Consider the following 21501-nt stretch of genomic DNA (forward strand, 5'->3'; position numbering starts at 1 on the left):
ACTTCGAATAAACTCTGAGCAAAACCAAAAGCGAGGTAGTCTTGCTGTGTTATAAAATGACGACACTAAGTTTCCCGACATCATGGTCGCAAAATGAGCATTCATGCACTCACCCGGTATAACGGCGCCCTTAAACGGCTTATACTATCAATCAAGGGAATGCTAATTCAAAAGTTACAAATTGATACACGAAAACAGTTTTGACACCTTTGTAGTTTCCTTACCATTAGCCCCAATTTTTTAACCACTCAGAATAAGAATCTAATCGTGCTAAAAACAATACTCGCTTTTATTTCAGTCGCCCTGCTAAGTTGTCAGGCTGCGGCAACCGTCGTGGAAATTCGCACCAATATGGGCACCATCAGCGTGAACCTGTTCGATGAGGACACACCTGAAACTGTTGAAAACTTCCTTGAATATGTCAATTCCGGTGCCTATGCCAACAATGTGGTTCACCGTCTTGAAACTGACTTCGTTATTCAGGCTGGAGGCTTTCAGTACAACAACGAATTACCGCTGGATAATGTCGCAACCGGCGTACCGGTAGTGAATGAGCCTGAGCTGTCGAATGTGCGTGGCACTATTGCTATGGCAAAACTGGCTGGAGATCCAAATAGCGCCACCTCACAGTGGTATATCAATCTCGCCGACAACAGCCAAAATCTGGATGTACAAAATGGCGGTTTTACCGTTTTTGGCCAGGTTATTGGCGACGGCATGAATATTGTTGATCAAATCAGCGAGTTGCCCCGTTTTAATTTGGGCGGTGCGGCTACATCGATCCCGCTGAATAATTACAGTGAAGATGACGCCGCCAATGGCGTAGACCCGGATGAAGAGAATTTTGTACTGATCACTGATATCGTAGTCACAGACTCGGCTACTGTCACTAACCCGGACCTGAATCCCACGCCAAATACCCTGATCAACAGCGGTAATGGTGGCGGTTCTGACAACCCTTCCGACGGTGGTTCTTCAGGTGGTGCTCTTAACCCCCTGCTATTGATAATGCTGTCGCTGCCAGCACTATTATTGCGTCGCAGACAAAAATCCTGACCTTGACAGAAGGTATCAGTTGACCACAACGAAAAGGCGAAGCGAACAAACTTCGCCTTTTCACTGTTTAATCATTTCCCCAGAGCCGCTTTACCTGTTTTCAATTGTGCAGGAATGTTAATCTATCAGGTATTAAACCCTGTTATTGACAGTTTATGAGCAGCTTACCATCCAATAAAAGTCGTGCCCCGGTAAAGACATTAGACGATCTTGCCGAATTGGCAGATTACTCTTTTCTGGATAACCTGACACCGGACCCGGCAACCGTGGCATCCGGCGAAGATTATCGTCCGAGACAGGTCTTTTCAGGCCACTATGTCACCGTGAAGCCCACGCCGATAAAAGCCCCCAGATATATCGCTCACAGTAAAAAACTGTTTGAAGAACTCGGCTTTACCGATGAACTGGCACACACAGATGGTTTTCGGCAACTGTTCTCTGGCGATATGTCGCAACTTCCTGCGACAATGCGCCGGGTTGGCTGGGCCACGGGTTATGCGCTGTCAATTTACGGCACTGAATACATTCAACAATGTCCTTTTCAAACCGGCAATGGCTATGGTGATGGTCGGGCAATTTCAGTGCTGGAAGGCGTTTTTAATGGCCAGCGTATGGAGATGCAGCTAAAAGGTGCCGGACGCACGCCCTATTGTCGCGGCGCAGATGGCCGCGCGGTTTTGCGCTCCAGTGTCAGAGAGTTTCTCGCCCAGGAACACATGCACGCGCTGGGCATTGCCACCTCACGTTCGTTGAGCCTGTTTGTTTCCTATGCTGAAACGGTAGAGCGCCCCTGGTATCTGGAAGGCTCTGATTCACAAGACCCGGAAATTCTGGTAGATAATCCGGTGGCCATTTCCACCCGCGTTGCACCATCCTTTTTGCGAGTCGGTCAACTGGAACTGTTTGGCCGAAGAGCCCGCAGCCAACAGCATCCTGACGCAATGCAGGAGCTGGAGCAAATCGTGCAACATTTAATCGCCCGGGAATATCAGGAAGAAATAGATACAAGCCAGCCACTATCTGAACAAATTCTGCAACTGGCTGTGGCATTTCGGGGACGATTAACCACTCTGGTGGCTAACTGGATTCGGGTGGGATACTGCCAGGGTAACTTTAACAGTGATAACTGTGCCGGTGGTGGTTTTACCCTGGATTATGGACCCTTTGGCTTCTGCGAGTTGTTTGATCCGGCGTATCAGCCCTGGACCGGAGGAGGCAGGCATTTTTCCTTTCTCAATCAACCCGCTGCAGCAGAGAAGAACTTTGCCATGTTTTGCCGGGCTGTTATGCCGTTACTGGCGCAGACACCAGATAAATTACAGGCTTTGGACGAGATTCAAAGCGGTTTTTCTGACGTAATGGAAAGCAAAATGCAAGCTATGTGGGCCGCTAAGCTTGGACTGGAACACTATCATGCCGATCTCACCATGCAATTACTGCAACTAATGGCCCACTCATACGTGGATTACACCATGCTGTTCCGTGAACTGTCGGCACTGCCCACTGACGCAGCAGCACTCAGTAAGGCGTTTTACACGCCATTGTCAGAAAAGCTTCAAACACAATGGCAACAGTGGCTGGAAAGCTGGCAGCTCAAAATAGCTGAAACAGGCGATTCACAGACAATTGCTGAGAAAATGAAAAAAGTAAACCCCAAATACACCTGGCGTGAATGGTTGGTGGTACCCGCCTATCAGCAGGCTGAGCTGGGTAACTATGAACTGCTTGAAGAATTACAAGCAATCTTGAATAACCCCTATGACGAGCAATCCCCTGAGACCGAAGCCAGATATTATCAGCTAAGACCTGTAGCCCTGTTTAATGTTGGCGGTGTCTCTCACTACAGTTGTTCGTCTTAACTCGCTGATGACTACTCCATGTAAGCGAAAAAACCCGTAGACGCCTGTCTGCGGGTTTACCAGGGACTAATCACCAACGTTATATTTTCATCGTTGCGATTTAAATTGCTAATTACTGACAGTCCTGTAGATATCCCCCTCCATGGCATTCAGCTCGCTAATGATAAATCCTGAATTCGCCACATCAAAACCACAACTGCAGCGGGTTTCATAGCTCTGCCTTTTCGGTCCTTCATCACCAGAAAGCGACATGACTTCAATGTGATAATCAAATCCTTTGGCATGGTCGTTATCCGTCAAAACCTGGTAGTACAGGTTGCCATTGTGCACTTTCAGATTGCGGTAGCCCTGGGGTAAGTAGACTTGCATTGCCTGAAGGGCATGGTCTGGGATCACCACCGTTTGTTCCGCAGCAAGATCCAGTTGACTGACAGCCAGGTAATGTAAGCGATTGTCTTTGCCGTCTACCAGATATAAATACTCGGGAGATTGATGGTCTGTCACCATACTGGCCCAGCGCGCTGTCAGAGACACCAGTGAATCCGTATTTTTGCGGTACAAATAGCCACGATTTTTGCCATATTCTTCGACTCTGAAATAAATCAGATTGTCATTCAGCCACTCGGCACGGCGCAACAAACCTTTAGCCGTAACCAAAGCCGCCTCAGGAGACAGATCCAGCAAGCTATTACTCTCTGACTGTAAGCTCACATCCACCAGCCAGATATGACTCCTGTCACCGACTAAAAGAGTGCTATCGTCCGGAGAAAAAGACAAAAGCCGAAATCAGCCATGAAGCGTCATGGGTGCCCACCAGCCTTGCCAGTGAAAACGCGTGTGTCATTGGCGGAACACGCACCGGTGCGCAAAAACATCAGGATCTGCCGTTTGTCGGGGTCATTGATGAGATGTTATTGTTTTCCAGAGCATTGAGTGCTGACGAGATAAACGCGTTTTCTGAATAATACCAGTGTAAACCCATATTATTTTAGCAAACCCTGTAACCAACTGGTTTTATTCTCCCCCGCTTCTGTTCAACAGCAGCGGGATTCTGCTATATTCCAATGCTGAAAAAGTGTTGAGGTGTTTTCCAGGCTTTGGGCTTCGAAAACGTAACTGGGAATCTGGTGAAATACCAGAACTGTACCCGCAACTGTAAAGATGACGGCAGGTCATTAAAGTCAGATACCAACCTCTGCACAGCGCCATTAACTCGTGCGGGAATACGCGAACGCAAGTCAGCCAAAATTCTGGGCCACCGGGCACAGGATGCCACTTGCCTGTTTATTCTCGCCTGCCATGCAGGTGGAATCTTTGTCCGACCATAATAACTTACTGGTAAACCAGGTATCGCTGAATATCGCGGATAAAGTCATTCTCGATAACGTCAGTTTTGCGCTTAATCGCGGCCAGGTACTTGGCGTTCTGGGGCCTAACGGTGCAGGCAAAACCAGTCTGCTTAAGGTGTTATCCGGGCAACGGGAATATCAGGGCTCCGTTACCTGGCAACAACAAGCCATTTGCGACTATTCAATTCAGGCCTTAAGTCAGCAGGTAGCGGTAGTTAATCAGCTCAATGACATGGTGTTTTCACTGTCTCTGCAACATGTAGTGAGGATGGGCTTACTGCCGCATAAGCAGTTGTTATCGCGCCACACCAAAGCAGATGATCAGCGTATTCAGCAGGCCATTCAGGCGGTGGGACTCACCGACAAAGTACATCAGGAGTTCAGCAAACTTTCCGGTGGTGAGCAGCAGCGGGCATTAATAGCCAGGGCTTTAGTGCAGGGCGCGCCTTTGTTAATCCTGGACGAACCGGTAAATCACCTTGACGTGTATTACCAGCACCAGACGCTGCAGCTGTTACGCGATCTGGCGCAACAGCTGAATGTCACAGTTGTGATGAGTTTGCACGACATCAACCTCGCGGCCCATTATTGCCATCAGTTAGTGATTTTAGACAATGGAAAGTTGGTAGCCAGTGGTGAGCCGAATTCGGTACTGCAACCAGAACTGCTGACCCGGGTATTTGACCTGCCCTGTCAGGTAGAACTGCAGCACAGTATCCCGAAAGTCACCTTTTCGCCTGAAGGTAAAACCTTACTGGATTTAAGCAGGTGGTCCCTTTGAACATGCACATTAAATGGGCACTACTGATTGCGCTGGCCATACTCACGTCAGTTACCTCTTTGTTTTTTGGTGCCGCAGAGCTGTCTGCGAGCAGCATCACCCAATGCCTTTTTCAGCAATGTGAAACCGCCACCGAAGAGCTGATTTTCTGGCAAATACGCGCCCCCAGAGTGGCCGTGGGATTTTTGGTAGGTGTGGGTCTGGCCATTGCCGGAGCTACGTTGCAAAACGTCACCCGAAACAGTCTGACCGACCCTTATTTGTTTGGCGTTGTTGCCGGTGCCGGACTGGGTGCCAGTATCGCCACCCTGCTGTTTAACGATGCCACAGCTCAAAAGCTCCCCTTTAACATTCTGACCTCTGAAGCCGCGTTTTCTGTGGCACTACCCGCCGCGGCATTTTTGGGGGCGTTGTTTGCTGTTGCTCTGGTGCAGGTGCTGGTGGCCAGCGCCCTGGGAAGGCGCACTGAGCATCTGTTGCTGGCGGGGGTTGCCGTGTCTTTTATGTTAGGAGCGGTTTCGCATTTTATCCTGTTTCTGGCGGAACCATTTGCCGCCAATAAAGTGGTGTTCTGGTTGATGGGTAGCTTAGCCAGAGTGGAAGCCTGGTACGCCTGGGTTATGTTGCCAATCATTGCGGTCAGTCTGGTGCTGCTGCTGTTGTGCGGACGCCAGTTAGATGCGCTGTTGCTGGGTGACGAAAGTGCCCGCTCCCTGGGTGTTAACGCGCAACGCTTACGTATGATCCTGCTGGCCATTTGCGCCGCGTTAACGGCCTGTATTGTGTCTTATTGCGGTGGAATTGGCTTTGTGGGGCTGATGATCCCCCATATTGTCCGCAACTGGCTGGGTGTGACCAGTCGCACTCTGCTCCTGGGCTGTGTCTTGCTGGGCGGCTCTTTTATGGTCATTGTAGACATACTTGCGCGTGTTGCCCTTACCGGTCAGGAGATTCCTATCGGTATCATCACCTCTGCCATAGGCAGTCTGTTTTTCTTTTTAGCGATTCGTCAACGAGGCACCTGATTTCATGTCCACTCTGCCAAACTGGTCCATTCCCGCTATCAGCCATGACCTGGATCACCATTTTAACGGGTTGATAGATAATAAAGCCAAGCCCCCTGGTTCACTGGGAAAACTGGAAACGCTGGCCCTGCAACTGGCCCGTATGCAGTTAACTGAAACACCCCACGCAGAGCTGCAAATTAACCAACCCACCATGTTAATTTTTGCTGCAGATCACGGTATCGCCAGGCACCCTGTCAGTATTGCGCCGCCTGAAGTGACCCGGCAAATGGTATTAAATTTCCTGGCCGGAGGAGCGGCCATTAATTGTTTTTGTCGATTGCACGACATCGCCCTGAATGTCATAGATGCCGGAATGCTTGAACCATTATCTCAAACTCAAAACAATTATTTTACCCAACGCCTGGGGGCAGGAACCGCAGACATCAGTGTTGAATCGGCCATGTCCGCCGCGGTTGCTGAGCGCGGTTTGATAGCCGGAGCAACACTGGCCAAACAAGCGATATTGAGCGACAGTAATGTTGTCTGTTTCGGTGAAATGGGCATTGGCAACACCAGTTCAGCAGCCGCGTTATTGTGTGCCTATACCGGTAAAAAGGCCCGGGAAGTAGTGGGACGCGGTACGGGTATCAACGATGCACAGTTAGACGCCAAAATAGCGCTTGTGGACAAAGCCCTGCGCCGAACCGAACAAATGCCAGAAGCTGAGACTAAAAATCCCCTTCTGTGGCTGGCCTCACTGGGCGGATTCGAAATTGTGCAAATCATTGGCGCCATGCTGGCCACTGCCGAGCAGGGAAAGCTCATCGTTGTAGACGGATTTATTGTCACCGTCGCGGCACTTTACGCCTGTGCAATTGCTCCGGGAGCCAGACAGTACATGGTGTTTGCCCACATGGGCACAGAACGCAGCCATCAACTTGCGTTAACAGCCTTACATGCAGACCCCCTGCTGGATTTAGGCCTGCGCCTGGGTGAAGGTACCGGTGCTGCACTGGCAGTGCCGTTATTGCGCACCGCAGCCGCGTTTTTTAATGACATGGCCACGTTTGAGAGCGCCAACGTCAATGTCTGAACAAGCAGAAAAATCCTCATTCTGGCGCGCTGAAGTCAATTATTTTCGACTGGCGCTGGGCTTTTTTACCCGTATCCCGATGGGCCGGACGGTACAATACCAACCGGAATTTATGCATACCTGCACCCGTTATTTTGCCCTGATTGGCTGGTTACTGGCGCTACTACTGGTTGCCCTGGTTTACCTGGCTACGCCCATATGGGGTAGTACGGTGGCCATTGCCCTCATGATGGTCGCCAGCGTGCTACTCACCGGCGCTTTACACGAAGATGGCCTGGCCGATACCTGTGACGGCTTCTGGGGTGGCCTAACAGCAGAACGTAAAATTGATATCATGAAAGACAGTCGCATTGGCACTTATGGTAGCTGCAGTCTGATACTGGCGCTGACATTAAAGTTTGTGCTGTTGCAATCGCTGGCACAATCAGAAATGTTGTATCTGGCCATTGTCCTGGCCTACCCGCTTTCCCGGGCGATGGCGCTGACTCATGTTCAGGATTTACCCTATGTCTCGGGTCTGGGCACGGTCAAAAAGAATAAAAGCGATCCCCTGGCAAGGCCCGTTTCCCACAAACACCTGCTGTTTGTCATCGCCACTGGCGGAATAGCGGCACTGGCTTTGCCGGTCAGCACGATTCTGATTTTGGCTCTCGGCGTACTGCTGGTGCGCTATCTGTTGCGCTTTATTATGCAAAAACACATCGGCGGTTTTACCGGCGATGTGTTAGGAGCGGCGCAACAGGTACAGGAGCTCAGCATTTATTTAATTCTGCTGGCGATGGTGGGAAGTAATTCATGATTCATCTGGTTTTGGGGGCCGCGCGCTCCGGCAAATCCCGTTTTGCCCAGCAACAGGCAATGCAATGTGATAAACCTGTGATATATGTGGCCACCGCCACCATTACGGATGATGAAATGGCCTTGCGCATCGAACGCCACAAAGCTGACCGCCCTGCTCACTGGCAAGTATTGGAACATCCCGACAACTTGCCTGCCGTCCTGGAAAACCTGAATACTGTTGATGATGCCGTCATCTTAGTGGATTGTTTAACCTTATGGCTAAACAACGAGATGTACCTCAATCCTGAGTGTCACATCGACACGCTGCAATCAGACCTGGTGCAGATACTTAAAACCAGCCGCCAAGATATCATTCTGGTGAGTAATGAAGTGGGTATGGGTATCGTGCCAGCTTCGGCATCTGCGCGAAAATTTGCCGACTGGCAGGGCTGGCTCAATCAGGCGGTAGCCGGAGCGGCTGACAAGGTCACACTGGTGGTGGCAGGTTTACCCATGCAAATTAAGGGCTGAACTCTTGGTAAAAATAGCGCACCAGATTTATCTTTTACGCCACGGAGAAGTAGCGGGTCCGTCAGCCCTGTATGGTAAAACCGATGTACCGCTGAGCCCCCGGGGATGGCAAAACATGGAGGCACAGTGCGCTCGCCTGTCACAGCTTACTCAGGTGGTTTGCTCTCCGCTGCAGCGCTGTCAGCACTTTGCCAGACAACTCAGTGAACAACGCAATCTGACATTGCAGGTATTGGACGAAATGCAGGAATGTGATTTCGGACAATGGGACGGTGTCGCTTTTGATGATATACCTCAAAGTGCCTGGGCCGAACTGGACGCATTCTGGCAGGCCCCGGCCAGTAATCCGCTGACCGATGCTGAACCCCTGACGGTCATGTATGAACGGGTTTCAGCCGGCTGGCAAAAACTGGCAAAGCAACTGGCCAGCACACAGACGCCGCAAACTCTTTTGCTTATTTGCCATGGCGGCGTGATCCGACTGTTGCTTGCCCACCTGTTAAATCTGGATTGGCGCAACCCGGCGCTATACAGTCAATGGCAAATCGGTTACGCCAGTCTCAGTAAATTCACCCTGCCTGCGACAAATCACGCCCAAGCCATTATTCACTATGTGGGGATGCCCGCAGAGCATGAGATTTAACCCGATATGTTAACGAATACACTGATGATACAGGGTACCTCTTCTGACGCCGGTAAGAGCATGTTAGTGGCCGCTCTGTGTCGCTGCCTGTATCAACGGGGGCTCAGAGTAGCCCCTTTCAAACCACAAAATATGGCGCTGAACAGTGCCGTTACCGCCGATGGCGGAGAAATTGGCCGTGCCCAGGCGCTACAGGCACAGGCGGCCGGTATTGCCCCACATGTAGACATGAACCCTATTTTACTCAAACCCAGTTCTGATACCGGTGCTCAGGTGATTATTCAGGGCAAAGCTATTACCGATATGCAGGCTGCGGCTTACCACGATTACAAAAAAGTCGCCATGTGCGCGGTACTGGAATCCCACCAACGACTGGCAGCGCAGTATGATTGCATCATTGTTGAGGGTGCAGGCAGTCCTGCCGAAGTCAACCTGCGTGAAGGTGACATTGCCAACATGGGCTTTGCTGAAGCCGTGGACTGCCCGGTTATTCTCATCGCTGATATTGATCGCGGCGGTGTATTTGCGCAGCTGGTGGGCACGCTGGAATTACTCTCGCCGTCAGAGCAGCAACGGGTGGTGGGATTTGTGATCAATAAATTTCGCGGCGACATTGGTCTGCTGGAATCAGGACTGGACTGGTTAGCAGCACGCACCGGAAAGCCGGTGTTGGGTGTTCTGCCTTTCTTACCAAACCTGCAATTAGCCGCCGAAGATGCCATTGAGACATCCCAGGCCAGCACGGCAACCGGTCCAAAATTGATTGTAGCCGTGCCTGTATTCAGTCGCATCAGCAATCACACTGACTTTGATATGTTGCGGGCTCACCCGGAAGTGAAACTGATTTATGTCCCCCCTCATTCGCGTATTCCGGCCTGTGATCTGATCATTTTACCCGGCAGCAAAAATGTACGGGCAGATTTAGCACAACTGCGCGCTATGCAGTGGGATCAGGATATTCTTCGGCACCTGAGATACGGCGGAAAAGTACTGGGCATTTGTGGTGGTTATCAGATGTTAGGAGAGTGTATTGCTGATCCCGATGGTATAGAAGGTCCGGCCGGTGAATCAAAGGGACTGGCTTTGTTAAAGCTAAGCACCCGACTGCAAGGTGAAAAACAACTGACCCAAAATCAGGGAGTCATATGCTTAACACCAGAGGGTGACGAAGCAACAATCCCCGTCAGCGGATACCAAATTCATGTGGGCGTCACCCAAACAGAAGAAAAGCGCTGTTTTGCCTTGCTGGAAAACAATCTTCCGGATGGCGCTGTCAGCACCGATAATCAGGTGGCCGGTACTTATTTGCATGGTCTGTTTGACCAGCCCGAAGCAACCCGGGGCATATTGGCGTGGGCAGGTGCAGATATAGAAGTCACTCAACATTACGAAATGCTGCAGGAAGCGGCAATTAACCGTCTGGCCGAGATGTGCGATAAACATCTGGACTGGACAAAAATAACGCCTTTGATAGGTACACTTACAGGCAGAGGAAGTTAAACAATGAGACACATGATTTTTATCCTGACGCTGTTCGCATCAGGTCTTCAGGCGCAGGAAAGCAAACCGCAGAAAGACGAACTACAGGACAAACGAATAGTAGCACTGGCCCCCCATATTGTAGAGTCTCTTTACGACATTGGCGCTGGTGACCAGATTATTGCCACCACAGAACATTCTGATTATCCGGAAGCGGCCAAAAACATCCCCAGAATTGGTAATTACGCTCGTCTGCAAATAGAGCGTATTGTGCAATTGGCACCGGATGTCATTATCGCCTGGCAAACCGGTAATCCACAGGACGATCTGGACAGGTTGAAAAACTACGGTCTGAATATTGTCTATTCGAATCCCACAACCCTTGCCAGTGTTGCAGATGAACTGCTGATGCTGGGAGAAATCACCGGACGTACTACAGCCGCACAGCAAATAGCCCGGCAATTCTCACAACGTCTCGAGGCACTTGAGTCCAAATACAGCAACGCCCGGCCCGTAACCGGATTTTACGAAATGTGGGCCAGACCATTGCGCACCGTAGCCAACAAAGCCTGGTTGCAGCAGCAGCTAGTTGTGTGCGGTGTTAAAAACCCTTTCGCGTCACTTTCTGAAGACTACCCGCTGATTGGTCTGGAACAGGTCTTGGCCAGCAAGCCTCAAATCGTATTGCAACCTACGCCTCACTCTCCACAAAACACCGATGCCCTGAACTGGCAACAATGGCCAGAAATCCCGGCCTCAAAACACGGATTTATCTTTCACCCGGACGCTGATAAAACCCATCGCATGACATTGCGCATGCTGGATGAAGTGGAAATCCTGTGCAGGCAGGTGGATAAGGCACGGGATTTTTATCTTGCCCACTAAGTAACTGACAGTAGACGGTTGACCTGACTTTACCCTTTAATTCGGCAATTGCTGGGCTAATTAATCCCTGTTTTTATCCGATAAGTTTGCTATAAACTGTATTTCACTTCTCAGCGCCGGTAACACTGGATCTGAGAAGTGATTTACAAGAACCGTTTTTCCAGAAGGAATGCAGTAACAGTGTCGGGGGTTGCAAATGGCCAAATATAGCCTGCTGTTTAAAGGACAATTAAAACAAGGTGCAGACAAAAGTAAAGTCACCGCCTCGCTGTTAAGAACGCTTAAACTGCAGGACGAATCCCGGCTGTATTCCGGCGACGCCTTTACCCTGCGAACCGGCACGGATAGAACCCAGTTACTGGCATTTCAGGCAAAGCTGGAAAAACACGGTATCCTGACCGAATTTCAGGAGCCGCAAGCGCCTGCAACCGGGTCCGGCAATGCCCCGCCTTCGCCCAAAAAAGCAAAAGACAAACCGCCCACTCTGGAACACGCAGACTTGTCTGCGCCGACAGTGAACCCGGTAGACCAGGCAGAGCTGCAATCTGGTCCGGTGTTGCGCAGTGGCAGGACCTCACGATTGCCTCTGTTGTTGTCACTGACACTGAATCTGCTGTTGTTAGGTTACATTGGTGTCAACCACATTATGGCGGATAGCGAGCTCAATATCGGAGAGTTATTTCAGCAGGAAATGGCTACCATTTCCGGGCTGTTTTCCGAAGATACGCAGCAAATTACAGAAAATACAGACACCACATCAGAACCACACACACCGCAACCTGCGCCCAAAGCGGATCCACGAATCAGCAATCCCCAACTGCAGCAACTGAGCGAGGAAAACACCCGCTTCGCCGAATTTTTCAACCTCATACAGAACAATAGTGACGGCCACTGGCGACTGGAAGATAACTTCAATATCAACAATAGCTCCCGGATCGTGTATTTCACGGCGGCAATGACCGAAGCCATGGCACGGCGCTGGACTATGAATCTGTCGAACGCCGTGTTTGAGAGCGCCTATCAACAACACTGGCAAAATCGCGAGATATTCGGTACCCACCCCGATGAGGAGTGGCAAAACCACGGTTGCGCGACGCAATCCGGTGAGCTCAGTGCCGAATCCGACAGCCCGATTTTTTCCACGCTGCAATGTGACGATCCATTAAGGGCTACCCTGCATTTTTATCGCTCGATATTGTCTGATGACAAGGTGGCAGGACTGACGAAAGTGGATGACCCAATCGAATTCGAATTTGCTGTGGGTAAAAACAATGATGTGGCTATCCGACGTGTCGACTGTGTCGGTTGCGATAAACAGGGTAAAGATTTGATGTTTTATATTCTGACCGGGGAAAGCAGACCATGAGACTATTCCTTTATTTGAACCTGCTGATGGCAGGTCTGAGTGTGTGTTGCGGCACAGCCATGGCGCAAACCCCCTCGACTCAGAACGAGCCGCCGCAAGCCTCTGTTTCCCACACCATTCCCTCTATGACTCACTTTCAGGTGAACACCAGTATGCAGCAGGCCTGTAAACAAATTATGTTAACCCCGGCGCTGAAGAAAACCCTGTTGTTCTCGCCGTTTTACAGCGACTGCTCAGAGTCAGGACTGGTGGATACGCTGGCTATGGCGGTATTAAAAAACAAAAAAGTACAGAATATCCGGCCAGGAGGTTACGAGGTTCGTATCAAAGATGGCGAGCTGCATGTGGTGGATAAAACCCTGCGGGAAATTTACAAAGAAGATTTGCCTCTGCGCATCACCATGGAAGACCACCTCAGCCATAACTCATCGCTGCAATGGGAGCTGATTTTTGATGAAGCGCCGGAGGCTGAAAACAGCGACGCTGTCCCCCTCAGCTTATATGGCTACACCCTGGTTTCCAAACAACCTGATCCGTCCCTGGTACTGGCGCTCAAGGGCCGTTTTACCCGAATCCTGGATGACCTGAACACACTCCCTGACGACAGTGTGGTGATTGGTATTGATGCCACATCCAACCTGCAGGGAGCCGGAGACTTTTACGCCGCAGCGGGTCTGCAACGCACTCACAGCAATGGCGCAAGCTATCTGTATCAGGGCATGGGGCTGGATATTGATGGCAATGGTTTATATCTGGTTCACTGGGGTATGTCAGAGGAGGTGTTCAATGAAATTTGGTAATGCATGGTTTGCGCTGTTGCTAATGAGCCCGGTGTTGTCAGCAAACTCCTGGCTGGACCTGATCGCCTCCGCGCCGGACCTGGAAGAAAACCTGGTGATCTGTGGTGAAATTTGCGCTACAGATATATCCGACTCCGGCGCCATCATGGCATTAGCCAGTTTTAAACGCGGTAAACCACCTTTGATACGCTACCGCTACGGCGGAAATTCCGGGCCGCCGGGGATCGGGCCTGAAGAACGGCAACTGTATCGCGCTTTCTTTAATTTCAATGCCGCGTTTGTGCAACAGGTAGAGGCGGAATCGCAAATTTGCCTGAGCGCCTATGAAAGCGAAGGAATTGCAGCCTTTGACCAACCAGCCTGTATTAATCATTTGTCTTATCGTTACTTATTTAGCCACAACGGCAATCACGACAGGTATAACCCTGCTTTAGCAGCTACAGATTACCGCATGATGTTGCCCTTAAGCCCTCCTTATCTGCCGGGCATGGCTTTCAATGGTATGACTGACACAGCCTGGTGTCATAGCAGCGTTAGTCTGTTAGAACACTGGGCCGGTGAAATTCTGGAAACCGTAGACTGGTGGCAGCCCCATTTTGGCAAAGAAAACGTCGATCCCTGGACAGAAGAAGAACTGGCATTTTTTGACTATGCCAATCAAATGCGCGCCGGATTCCGGCAATACTGTGAGGAGCTGCCCGGTCATCTGCCAGGTTATTTCGAGCTGTATTATAAAACCCGAAAAATCAACAGCACCCGTTTTGATTCGCTAAATCCGGTGGGGGCGGTGCCACGCACCTTGAAACCCAGGCGCCTCACTATTCCCACCTTAAATCAGGGTCGCAGAAAGGTCAAAATCTGACAGTGAGTGCCACCTGCAGGCACGGGTACAGAAATTAGAAAGGCAGCCTTAGCGGGCTGCCTTTTTATTTACATCAACTATGCCGGCCTTTGTCGTAACTTTAAAGGCCGTATACGCTTGCAACAGCGTTGCTTAGTTACCCGGTTTAATTACGACCAGGCGCGCACCATTGGCATCATAGTTTGTGGTCATGGCTACGCGAGTGCCATCAGGCGACAGTGCTGCGCCGAAAAACTGGGCGCTCACCGACGGGCTGCTCAGTTCAATAATGCCATCACCGAATACGCCAGTATCTGGCTGACCATCTACAGTCAACACATAAGCCGCAGGCACACCACCAAAACGACCCACAATCACAGTACGTCCATCTGGCAATACCACCAGGTGACGCGCGCGATCTTCACTGGAAGGGAAACCTTTGCCTTCACTTTGGATCACTGCCGCACCAGATACGCCATCACCAAAGGTCAGATCCTGACTGGTAGAGACACCAGTAGAGGTTCTGAATGCCACCATATCCTGGGCAACATACGACTGATGACCGAAGGAAGATTCAAAGCCTGAACCTGTGGCACCGCCGTAACCGGCCAGAACGTAAGAATTCGTGCTTTCCTGCAGACCAACTGCATAGGCTTCGGCAAAGCCACCATCGACCTGGAAGGGGTTAAACACTGCTAAACCTGGTGTTGCAGCTACCAGATTCTCTTCATCGCTGTAACCAGCAAAGGTGTCATCCATTGAACCGTCTTCGTTAAGACGAATCGCCATCACATGGTGACGAATGCCATCGCCCAGGTTGTTGTAACCAGCAGCAACAATCTTACCGTCAGCTTCGACGATACCGCGACGTTGGTTGTCGCCAAGTCCTAATCCACCCGCATCAAAGGAAAATGCCACGCCACCATTGAATGTTGCGTCCGTTTCGATACCAGTGTCGGTAACAACAACACGGGTAATGTAGCGATCGGTATCGGTACGGGTACCGTCATTGGCAGAACCGTTACCGAATACCACCACGCGATCAGTGGCGACACTGCGGTCAACCTGTAAGTCCCAGATAAAGTCCTGTACTGAGTCACCTGGGAAATCGGCGTTGTCAGCATCGGCATAGCCAAATACCACTTCCGCTTTGCCATCTGCATCACCCCAGCCTGTGGCCAGTTCGCCTTCTGGCGTTACGCGGAAAAGAAAAATTGAACGTCCGCCAGTGGCTTCAGCGGCATTTACCGCAAATACCACATCACCGCTTTGCAGCTCGGCGACACCCAAAGATTGCTCGTCACTGCTGCTCAGTTCTGTTGTTGCCTGAACTTCAACAAAACCGTCGCCGCCAAACGCCGTGTCCGGTGTCCCGTCAGCGAACAGACGACCGACTACGGCCATTCTCGTCGCATCATCCGTGCCCACAAAACCAGACACGTAAATTTTACCCGCCTGGTCGCCAACACGCGCGTAGGTCAGGCCGCGAAAATCGTTGGCTTCCGGATACACCCGGTCAACAACGATCTGAAGAGAAGCACCGTCTACGCCATCTGTACCATCAGTACCGTTTGTGCCATCTGCACCAGGAGCACCAGCGGCGCCATCGACACCATCGTCTCCGTCACAGCCGGCAAGACCCAGAAATGCGACACTTAGCAGGGTCAACATAAACTTTTTGTTCATCTTGTATGTTTCCTATCAGTTTTGAAATTTTGTTCTTATCGCTGAAATAAGCGCGGAGTTGAATCCACACTAACGTCGAGATTTTAGTAACAATAAAAATCTCCTCAAAAACGATAATCGGAAGTATTATCATTAAGGGGAAATAAGTCAACCTTAGCAATGCCTGTTAGCCACCTGCGAGCTGGCCACACTAACTCCACACAATCGCCGCATTAGCGCCTACAGACTTACCCGGCACCCATTTTTTTAGCTAATGTAGCGTTCATTTGACAAAAAAGATAAAAATGAAAACAATCCGCATTTATAAAAGTTACGTATGATTGTCGCAATTACCCTAATTAGATGCGAGAATTCAAATGATAGCTGTTAGCAATACTGTTTTTATACACCCACGGGGGTGATTGACAGGGCGAATTTAGCAATATTTACAACACGTTGGTGACACGACCAGGCTGGTCGGGATGCCAGCCTTAATAACTCAGCACAACCTCAACTATGCGCAAAATTCACTTTCAATACGTTGTAGGCACAATCAGTGCCTTTGAAGGCTGCGAAAATTTTGACAATAACCTGAGTTGTAGATTGTAAAACATGCAACCAAACAACCCGAGCACAACGTTGAAAACAAGGTTTAAACACATGAAAACTCGTTTAATTTCCGCAAACAAGCACAAGCAGCGAGCCGCTTTTCCCGTGGCGATTGCCAGCCTTTTGACCCTGTTGGCAATCCCGCAATTATCACTGGCTCAGCCCGACCAAGACTCAGCAATGCTGGATTATGATGGTGACGGTGTGGATGATATCGCGTTCAGAAGAGCATCCACCTTTGAGACCATAGTGTATCGCTCTTCTGATGGCCAAACCCACCAGGTTGAGTTTGGCAAACGTGCCGGGGATGTCCCGGTTGTCGGAGATTTTGACGGAGATGGGATTGCCGATGTCGCTGTTCGCAGAGCATCGGGGCAGATCTGGTATGTCCAGAATTCCAGTGGCACCGATCGCATCAGTGGCAATAGCGATGGTGTGACTCGTATGCGCTTTGGTTTGCGCAGTGACGATATTCCGGTGCCCGCCGACTACGACGGTGACGGTATTACTGATTTAGCGGTTCGCCGCCCTTCTACCCAAACCTGGTATATTCTGAATTCCTCAGGCGTTGATACCCTGACAGGTAATAGCGACGGCATAACTCGTCGCCAATTTGGTACACAGAGCGACGACATCCCGGTACCCGCAGATTATGATGGCGACGGCAAGGCCGACCTGGCAGTGAGACGGCCCGGCACACAGTTTTGGTATATTCTGAATTCCTCCGGCGTTGACCCTTTAACCAGCCATACAGACGGTATCAGCCGGATACGTTTTGGCACCCAACAAGCGGATATCCCGGTTCCTGCTGATTATGACGGTGATGGCAAAGCGGATTTAGCCGTCAGACGACCTGGCACCCAGTTCTGGTATATTATGAATTCTTCAGGTGTTGACAGCATAACCGGTCACGCTGACGGTATTACCCGTCGCCAATTCGGCTTGCAGGAAAATGATGTTCCTGTACCGGCCGACTATGACGGAGACGGAAAAGTTGATTTAGCCGTGCGCCGCGCGGCGACAAGCCAATGGTTTGTACTGAACAGTTCCGGCAACGATAACCTCACCAATCACAGCGACGGTATCTCTCGCCTTTCATTTGGCAGTTTGTTTACCGATTTACCGCTGGCGCAACCTATTTACAGCCTCTGGAATAACAGCGATATTGATGAGGACGGTCTCAGCAAGCTGGAAGAAGAGACACTGGGCACCGACTATACCGCAGCGGATTCCGATGGCGATGGTCTGACTGACGGCGACGAAGTCAATCTGCACAATACCAACGCGACTGTTGCCGACTCCGATGGTGACGGTCTCAGTGATGGTGACGAAATTAATATCTACAACACTGACCCAGGCAATGCGGACAGTGACGGTGATGGCGTTAACGACGGCGATGAAATAACTGCCGGTACTGATCCCAATGTTGCGCCTGTTGCAGAAGAGTTCACCCAAAGCGCCTTAATCGCTTCGATTGTAGACAATATCTATGTACCTACTTTCGAATTGTTTGCCCAAAAAGCCCTGACATTAAACACCTCGGTAAGCGCCTATTGCGCCTCACTCCCGGCTGACAGCAATAACAATCGTGGCGCGGCTCAGGAGCAATGGAAAACCACCATGGACACCTGGCAAATGGCTGAATTGATGCAGGTAGGCCCGCTGTTTTTCAATAACAATGAATTGCGAGATAAAGTTTATTCCTGGCCAAATAACCGGGCCTGCTTTGTGGATCAGGATGTTGTCTTAGCTGAACAGTCGGGCTACAACATTGCCACCCGTAATGTCTCGCGTAAGGGACTGGATGCCCTGGAGTACTTGCTGTTTGACGAAGATTTGGATCACAAATGCACGACACCGGGCACAGAACCGGCGGGTTGGAATGAACGCAGCGATGCAGACCGAACTGCAGCACGTTGTAGTTTTGCCAGCCTGGTATCATCCGATGTGCTGAGCACAGCGAATGACATTGTGACTCAGTGGACAGGTACCAACGGCTACGCCAGTGTTTTGAAAGACGCCGGCAACCCAGGCTCTGACTTTTCAACCACACTGGATGCCATCAATGATATATCTGATGGCCTGTTTTATTTCACCGGCCCGGTAAAGGATGGCAAAATTGCTGCCCCGGTGGGTATCCGGGTGAACAATTGCGGTCTGGTGCCCTGTGCTCAGGATGCTGAATCACCTTATGCGGATTACTCACTGCAAAACATTATCAATAACATGCGGGCGTTGAGAACCTTGCTAACAGGTAGCAATGAAAGTGATGCCAGCTTTGTTGACTTTCTCACTGACGTTGGCGATGAAGATACAGCCACAAACATCATCGCCCAACTGGACGAAGCAATCACACTTGCAGAGCAAATGACCGGCACATATAGCGATGTACTAACACAAACCCCGGAAAGCGTTGAGCAGCTCCACAGCGAAGTAAACGATGTTGATGATATTCTCAAAGGCGACTTTATTCAGAGCCTTTCGCTGCAGCTTCCAAGCACGTCTGCCGGAGATAATGACTAAAACATGAAAAATATCAGGCAAATTACTGCAGCAGTTGGGGCTGCCTCCTGCTGCCTTTTGGCGCACCCGGTGAGCGCTGATGAGGAAACCAATACTCAGTCTATCGAACGCATCAGTATTATCGGCAATCAGCGCAGTATGGCGCTTTCTGCAGGCTCTGTAGCACTGGTTGATGAGGTGGAACTGGAACAGTTCGAATACGATGATATCGCCCGTATCCTGGCCACGGTGCCCGGTGTCAATGTTCGTCTGGAAGATGGATTCGGGTTGCGCCCCAACATTGGTTTTCGCGGTGTTACCCCGGAGCGCAGTAAGAAAATAAATATCATGGAAGACGGTCTGTTGATTGGCCCGGCGCCCTATTCAGCACCTTCTGCCTATTTTTTCCCTCTCACCAGCAAAATGGTGGGAGTAGAAGTCACCAAAGGGCCTGCCGCGATCAAATACGGCCCCAATACCGTAGCGGGTGCCCTTAATATGCTAACCCGAAGCGTCCCTGAACTGGACGAGGGTCAGATTGATGTGGCCCTGGGCACTGACGGCTATCAGAAACTGCATGGCTATTATGGCAAAAATATCAGTGATCGCTTTGGCCTGCTGGTCGAAGGGGTAACATTGCGTTCAGACGGCTTTCAGGAGCTGGATAATGGCGGTGATGTAGGTTTTGAAAAGAACGACTACAACCTGAAGTTGCGTTACGACCTGTCCTCAGGATCGCTGTCTCAGGAACTCATTTTTAAAGCCAATTACGCCGATGAAGTGTCGAACTTTACCTATACCGGCCTGACTGACGAAGACTTCCGGGACAACCCCTACCAGCGTTACGCCGGTGGACAACAGGATAAAATGGATTGGGAGCACAGTGCGTTTACCCTGTCTCATTTTGTTGAAGGCAGCAACTGGAATCTGGCCACTCAGGCCTATCGCACCGATCTTGACCGGGCATGGAACAAACTCAATCGCTTTGTCAGTTCTTTCGGAGAAACCTTACCCAGCCTGCTGGATATAGTTTCAGATCCCGACGAACCGCGACACTTTGAGTTATTAAGCGTATTGCGCGGTGATATCGACGGTTCAGCCAGAGAGCTGCTGGAATTGGGTAACAATGATCGCTCACTCTACTCTCAGGGTATTCAAATCGACGGTGATATTAGCTTAGCAATGAGTGGCATTGAACATCTCGTCGAATTTGGGGTGCGTTTTCATCAGGACGAAATCCAGCGCAACCACACCATCGAAAACTACTTTATGAGAAGTGGTGCCCTGGTCGCCACCGGAGAAGGCTCCAAAGCCAGCACCACCAATACAGAACAGACGGATGCTATATCGGTATACATACAGGATAGTCTCTCTTGGGGTAATTTCGTCATTACTGCGGGGCTCAGATACGAAAATATCGATGGTGATTTTCAGAATCGGGCACCCGGCAGCGAAGACGATGCCTTGCAAAAAAGCAATGATATCTTTTTGCCCAGATTCAATATCCTGTATCAGCTAACTGAGCAATCAGTGCTGTTTACCGGTGTACACCGCGGATTTGTACCTACCAGCCCGGCACAGGACGAATCCATTGAGTTTGAAAAAAGCGTCAACTATGAGCTGGGTTATCGCTTCAGCGGTAAAGACAGTCATTTTGAGTCAGTGGCGTTTTTTAACGATTATTCCAACCTGATCGAATCATGCTCATTTTCAGCGGGCTGTGATACTGATCTTGCCTTTAGTGGTGGCAGCGTTGATGTGTACGGTCTCGAAATGGCAGCAGGTACTGTGTTTTCGGTGGGATCGGGACTGGAGGTGCCGGTTGATGTCATGTACACCTTTACCGACTCTGAGTTTAAAGAGAGTTTTTACTCACCCTTTTCTTTGTGGAATTTCGTTGATGAAGGTAACCCTTTGCCATATCTCGCCAGACATCAGGCGACTTTAAGTGTCGGCCTGGAAGGCGAAAATTGGAGCATCAGGGGCAATATTGTGTATACCGACGCCATGCCGGAAAGTGGTCAGGCGGCCCTGACAGATAGCCCCCTGGATAACCCTCTGGCCGGAAAATTAAGTGACAGCTTTACCGTTATCGATATTGCTGCCTACTATCGTTTTTCATCGGCTGTCAGGGTCTATGCCAAGGTGGACAACTTGCTGGATGACGCCAGCATTGTTAGTCGCCGTCCTTATGGTGCCAGACCAAACCGTCCACAACAATTACAGGTAGGGGTTAAATACAATTTTTAATCAGG

The 21501-nt window shown here is 50.4% G+C and carries 18 protein-coding genes and 1 riboswitch; of the genes, 16 read left to right on the top strand and 2 right to left on the bottom strand.

Features of this window, described 5'->3' with window-relative positions:
• Positions 1-267 precede the first annotated feature (267 nt).
• Both AC0J20_RS10980 and AC0J20_RS10985 read left to right on the top strand, forming a co-directional pair.
• On the top strand, positions 268-1056 hold the full coding sequence (locus tag AC0J20_RS10980; RefSeq protein ID WP_229530008.1) for a peptidylprolyl isomerase: 789 nt from the start codon (positions 268-270) through the stop codon (positions 1054-1056).
• Between the two features lie 155 nt (positions 1057-1211).
• Positions 1212-2915, top strand: a complete 1704-nt coding sequence (locus AC0J20_RS10985; RefSeq protein ID WP_473021666.1) for a protein adenylyltransferase SelO — start codon at positions 1212-1214, stop codon at positions 2913-2915.
• A gap of 108 nt (positions 2916-3023) precedes the next feature.
• Here the strand turns inward: AC0J20_RS10985 and AC0J20_RS10990 are convergent, their stop codons facing one another.
• Positions 3024-3692, bottom strand: coding sequence for a hypothetical protein (locus AC0J20_RS10990; RefSeq protein ID WP_473021667.1), 669 nt, complete (start codon positions 3690-3692; stop codon positions 3024-3026).
• Positions 3693-3721: 29 nt separating this feature from the next.
• Here AC0J20_RS10990 and AC0J20_RS10995 point away from each other — a divergent pair, with 29 nt between their 5' ends.
• From AC0J20_RS10995 to AC0J20_RS11050, 12 genes are all read left to right on the top strand, one after another.
• Entirely contained in the window at positions 3722-3880 is a 159-nt protein-coding gene (locus tag AC0J20_RS10995; protein ID WP_473021668.1) for a hypothetical protein, read from the top strand.
• 99 nt (positions 3881-3979) lie between these two features.
• Positions 3980-4126: riboswitch (cobalamin riboswitch) on the top strand.
• Positions 4127-4229: 103 nt separating this feature from the next.
• The gene (locus AC0J20_RS11000; RefSeq protein WP_229530002.1) at positions 4230-5045 is read left to right on the top strand and encodes an ABC transporter ATP-binding protein; all 816 of its coding nucleotides are present in this window, start codon (positions 4230-4232) and stop codon (positions 5043-5045) included.
• A 2-nt stretch (positions 5046-5047) separates the two neighbouring features.
• Complete coding sequence (locus tag AC0J20_RS11005) at positions 5048-6070, top strand: FecCD family ABC transporter permease (RefSeq protein ID WP_473021724.1); 1023 nt, start codon at positions 5048-5050, stop codon at positions 6068-6070.
• Positions 6071-6074: 4 nt separating this feature from the next.
• Positions 6075-7145 carry a nicotinate-nucleotide--dimethylbenzimidazole phosphoribosyltransferase gene (gene cobT, locus AC0J20_RS11010; protein WP_473021669.1) on the top strand — a complete coding sequence of 357 codons (1071 nt, stop codon included), beginning with the start codon at positions 6075-6077 and terminating at the stop codon, positions 7143-7145.
• On the top strand, positions 7138-7944 hold the full coding sequence (locus AC0J20_RS11015) for an adenosylcobinamide-GDP ribazoletransferase (RefSeq protein ID WP_473021670.1): 807 nt from the start codon (positions 7138-7140) through the stop codon (positions 7942-7944). The genes cobT and AC0J20_RS11015 overlap by 8 nt, the downstream gene beginning before the upstream one ends.
• Entirely contained in the window at positions 7941-8456 is a 516-nt protein-coding gene (gene cobU, locus AC0J20_RS11020; protein WP_473021671.1) for a bifunctional adenosylcobinamide kinase/adenosylcobinamide-phosphate guanylyltransferase, read from the top strand. Before AC0J20_RS11015 ends, cobU begins: the two co-directional genes overlap by 4 nt.
• Before the next feature lie 4 nt (positions 8457-8460).
• Entirely contained in the window at positions 8461-9099 is a 639-nt protein-coding gene (locus tag AC0J20_RS11025; protein WP_473021672.1) for a histidine phosphatase family protein, read from the top strand.
• A 6-nt stretch (positions 9100-9105) separates the two neighbouring features.
• On the top strand, positions 9106-10599 hold the full coding sequence (locus AC0J20_RS11030) for a cobyric acid synthase (RefSeq protein ID WP_473021673.1): 1494 nt from the start codon (positions 9106-9108) through the stop codon (positions 10597-10599).
• A 12-nt stretch (positions 10600-10611) separates the two neighbouring features.
• The gene (locus AC0J20_RS11035) at positions 10612-11463 is read left to right on the top strand and encodes a cobalamin-binding protein (RefSeq protein ID WP_473021725.1); all 852 of its coding nucleotides are present in this window, start codon (positions 10612-10614) and stop codon (positions 11461-11463) included.
• Positions 11464-11659: 196 nt separating this feature from the next.
• Positions 11660-12829: a hypothetical protein gene (locus AC0J20_RS11040; RefSeq protein WP_473021674.1), complete on the top strand. Its 1170-nt coding sequence runs from the start codon at positions 11660-11662 to the stop codon at positions 12827-12829.
• The gene (locus tag AC0J20_RS11045; protein WP_473021675.1) at positions 12826-13629 is read left to right on the top strand and encodes a hypothetical protein; all 804 of its coding nucleotides are present in this window, start codon (positions 12826-12828) and stop codon (positions 13627-13629) included. The genes AC0J20_RS11040 and AC0J20_RS11045 overlap by 4 nt, the downstream gene beginning before the upstream one ends.
• On the top strand, positions 13616-14491 hold the full coding sequence (locus AC0J20_RS11050; RefSeq protein WP_473021676.1) for a hypothetical protein: 876 nt from the start codon (positions 13616-13618) through the stop codon (positions 14489-14491). The genes AC0J20_RS11045 and AC0J20_RS11050 overlap by 14 nt, the downstream gene beginning before the upstream one ends.
• 132 nt (positions 14492-14623) lie before the next feature.
• Here AC0J20_RS11050 and AC0J20_RS11055 read toward each other — a convergent pair whose 3' ends face one another.
• Positions 14624-16156, bottom strand: coding sequence for a hypothetical protein (locus AC0J20_RS11055; RefSeq protein WP_473021677.1), 1533 nt, complete (start codon positions 16154-16156; stop codon positions 14624-14626).
• A gap of 639 nt (positions 16157-16795) precedes the next feature.
• Between AC0J20_RS11055 and AC0J20_RS11060 the strand changes: the two genes are divergently transcribed.
• Both AC0J20_RS11060 and AC0J20_RS11065 read left to right on the top strand, forming a co-directional pair.
• Positions 16796-19267 (top strand): imelysin family protein, encoded by a 2472-nt coding sequence (locus tag AC0J20_RS11060; protein ID WP_473021678.1) that lies wholly within the window; start codon positions 16796-16798, stop codon positions 19265-19267.
• Positions 19268-19270: 3 nt separating this feature from the next.
• A complete protein-coding gene (locus AC0J20_RS11065) occupies positions 19271-21496 on the top strand; it encodes a TonB-dependent receptor family protein (RefSeq protein WP_473021679.1) in 2226 nt (741 codons plus the stop codon).
• Positions 21497-21501 lie beyond the last annotated feature (5 nt).

The organism is Planctobacterium sp. R6, from assembly GCF_055755215.1.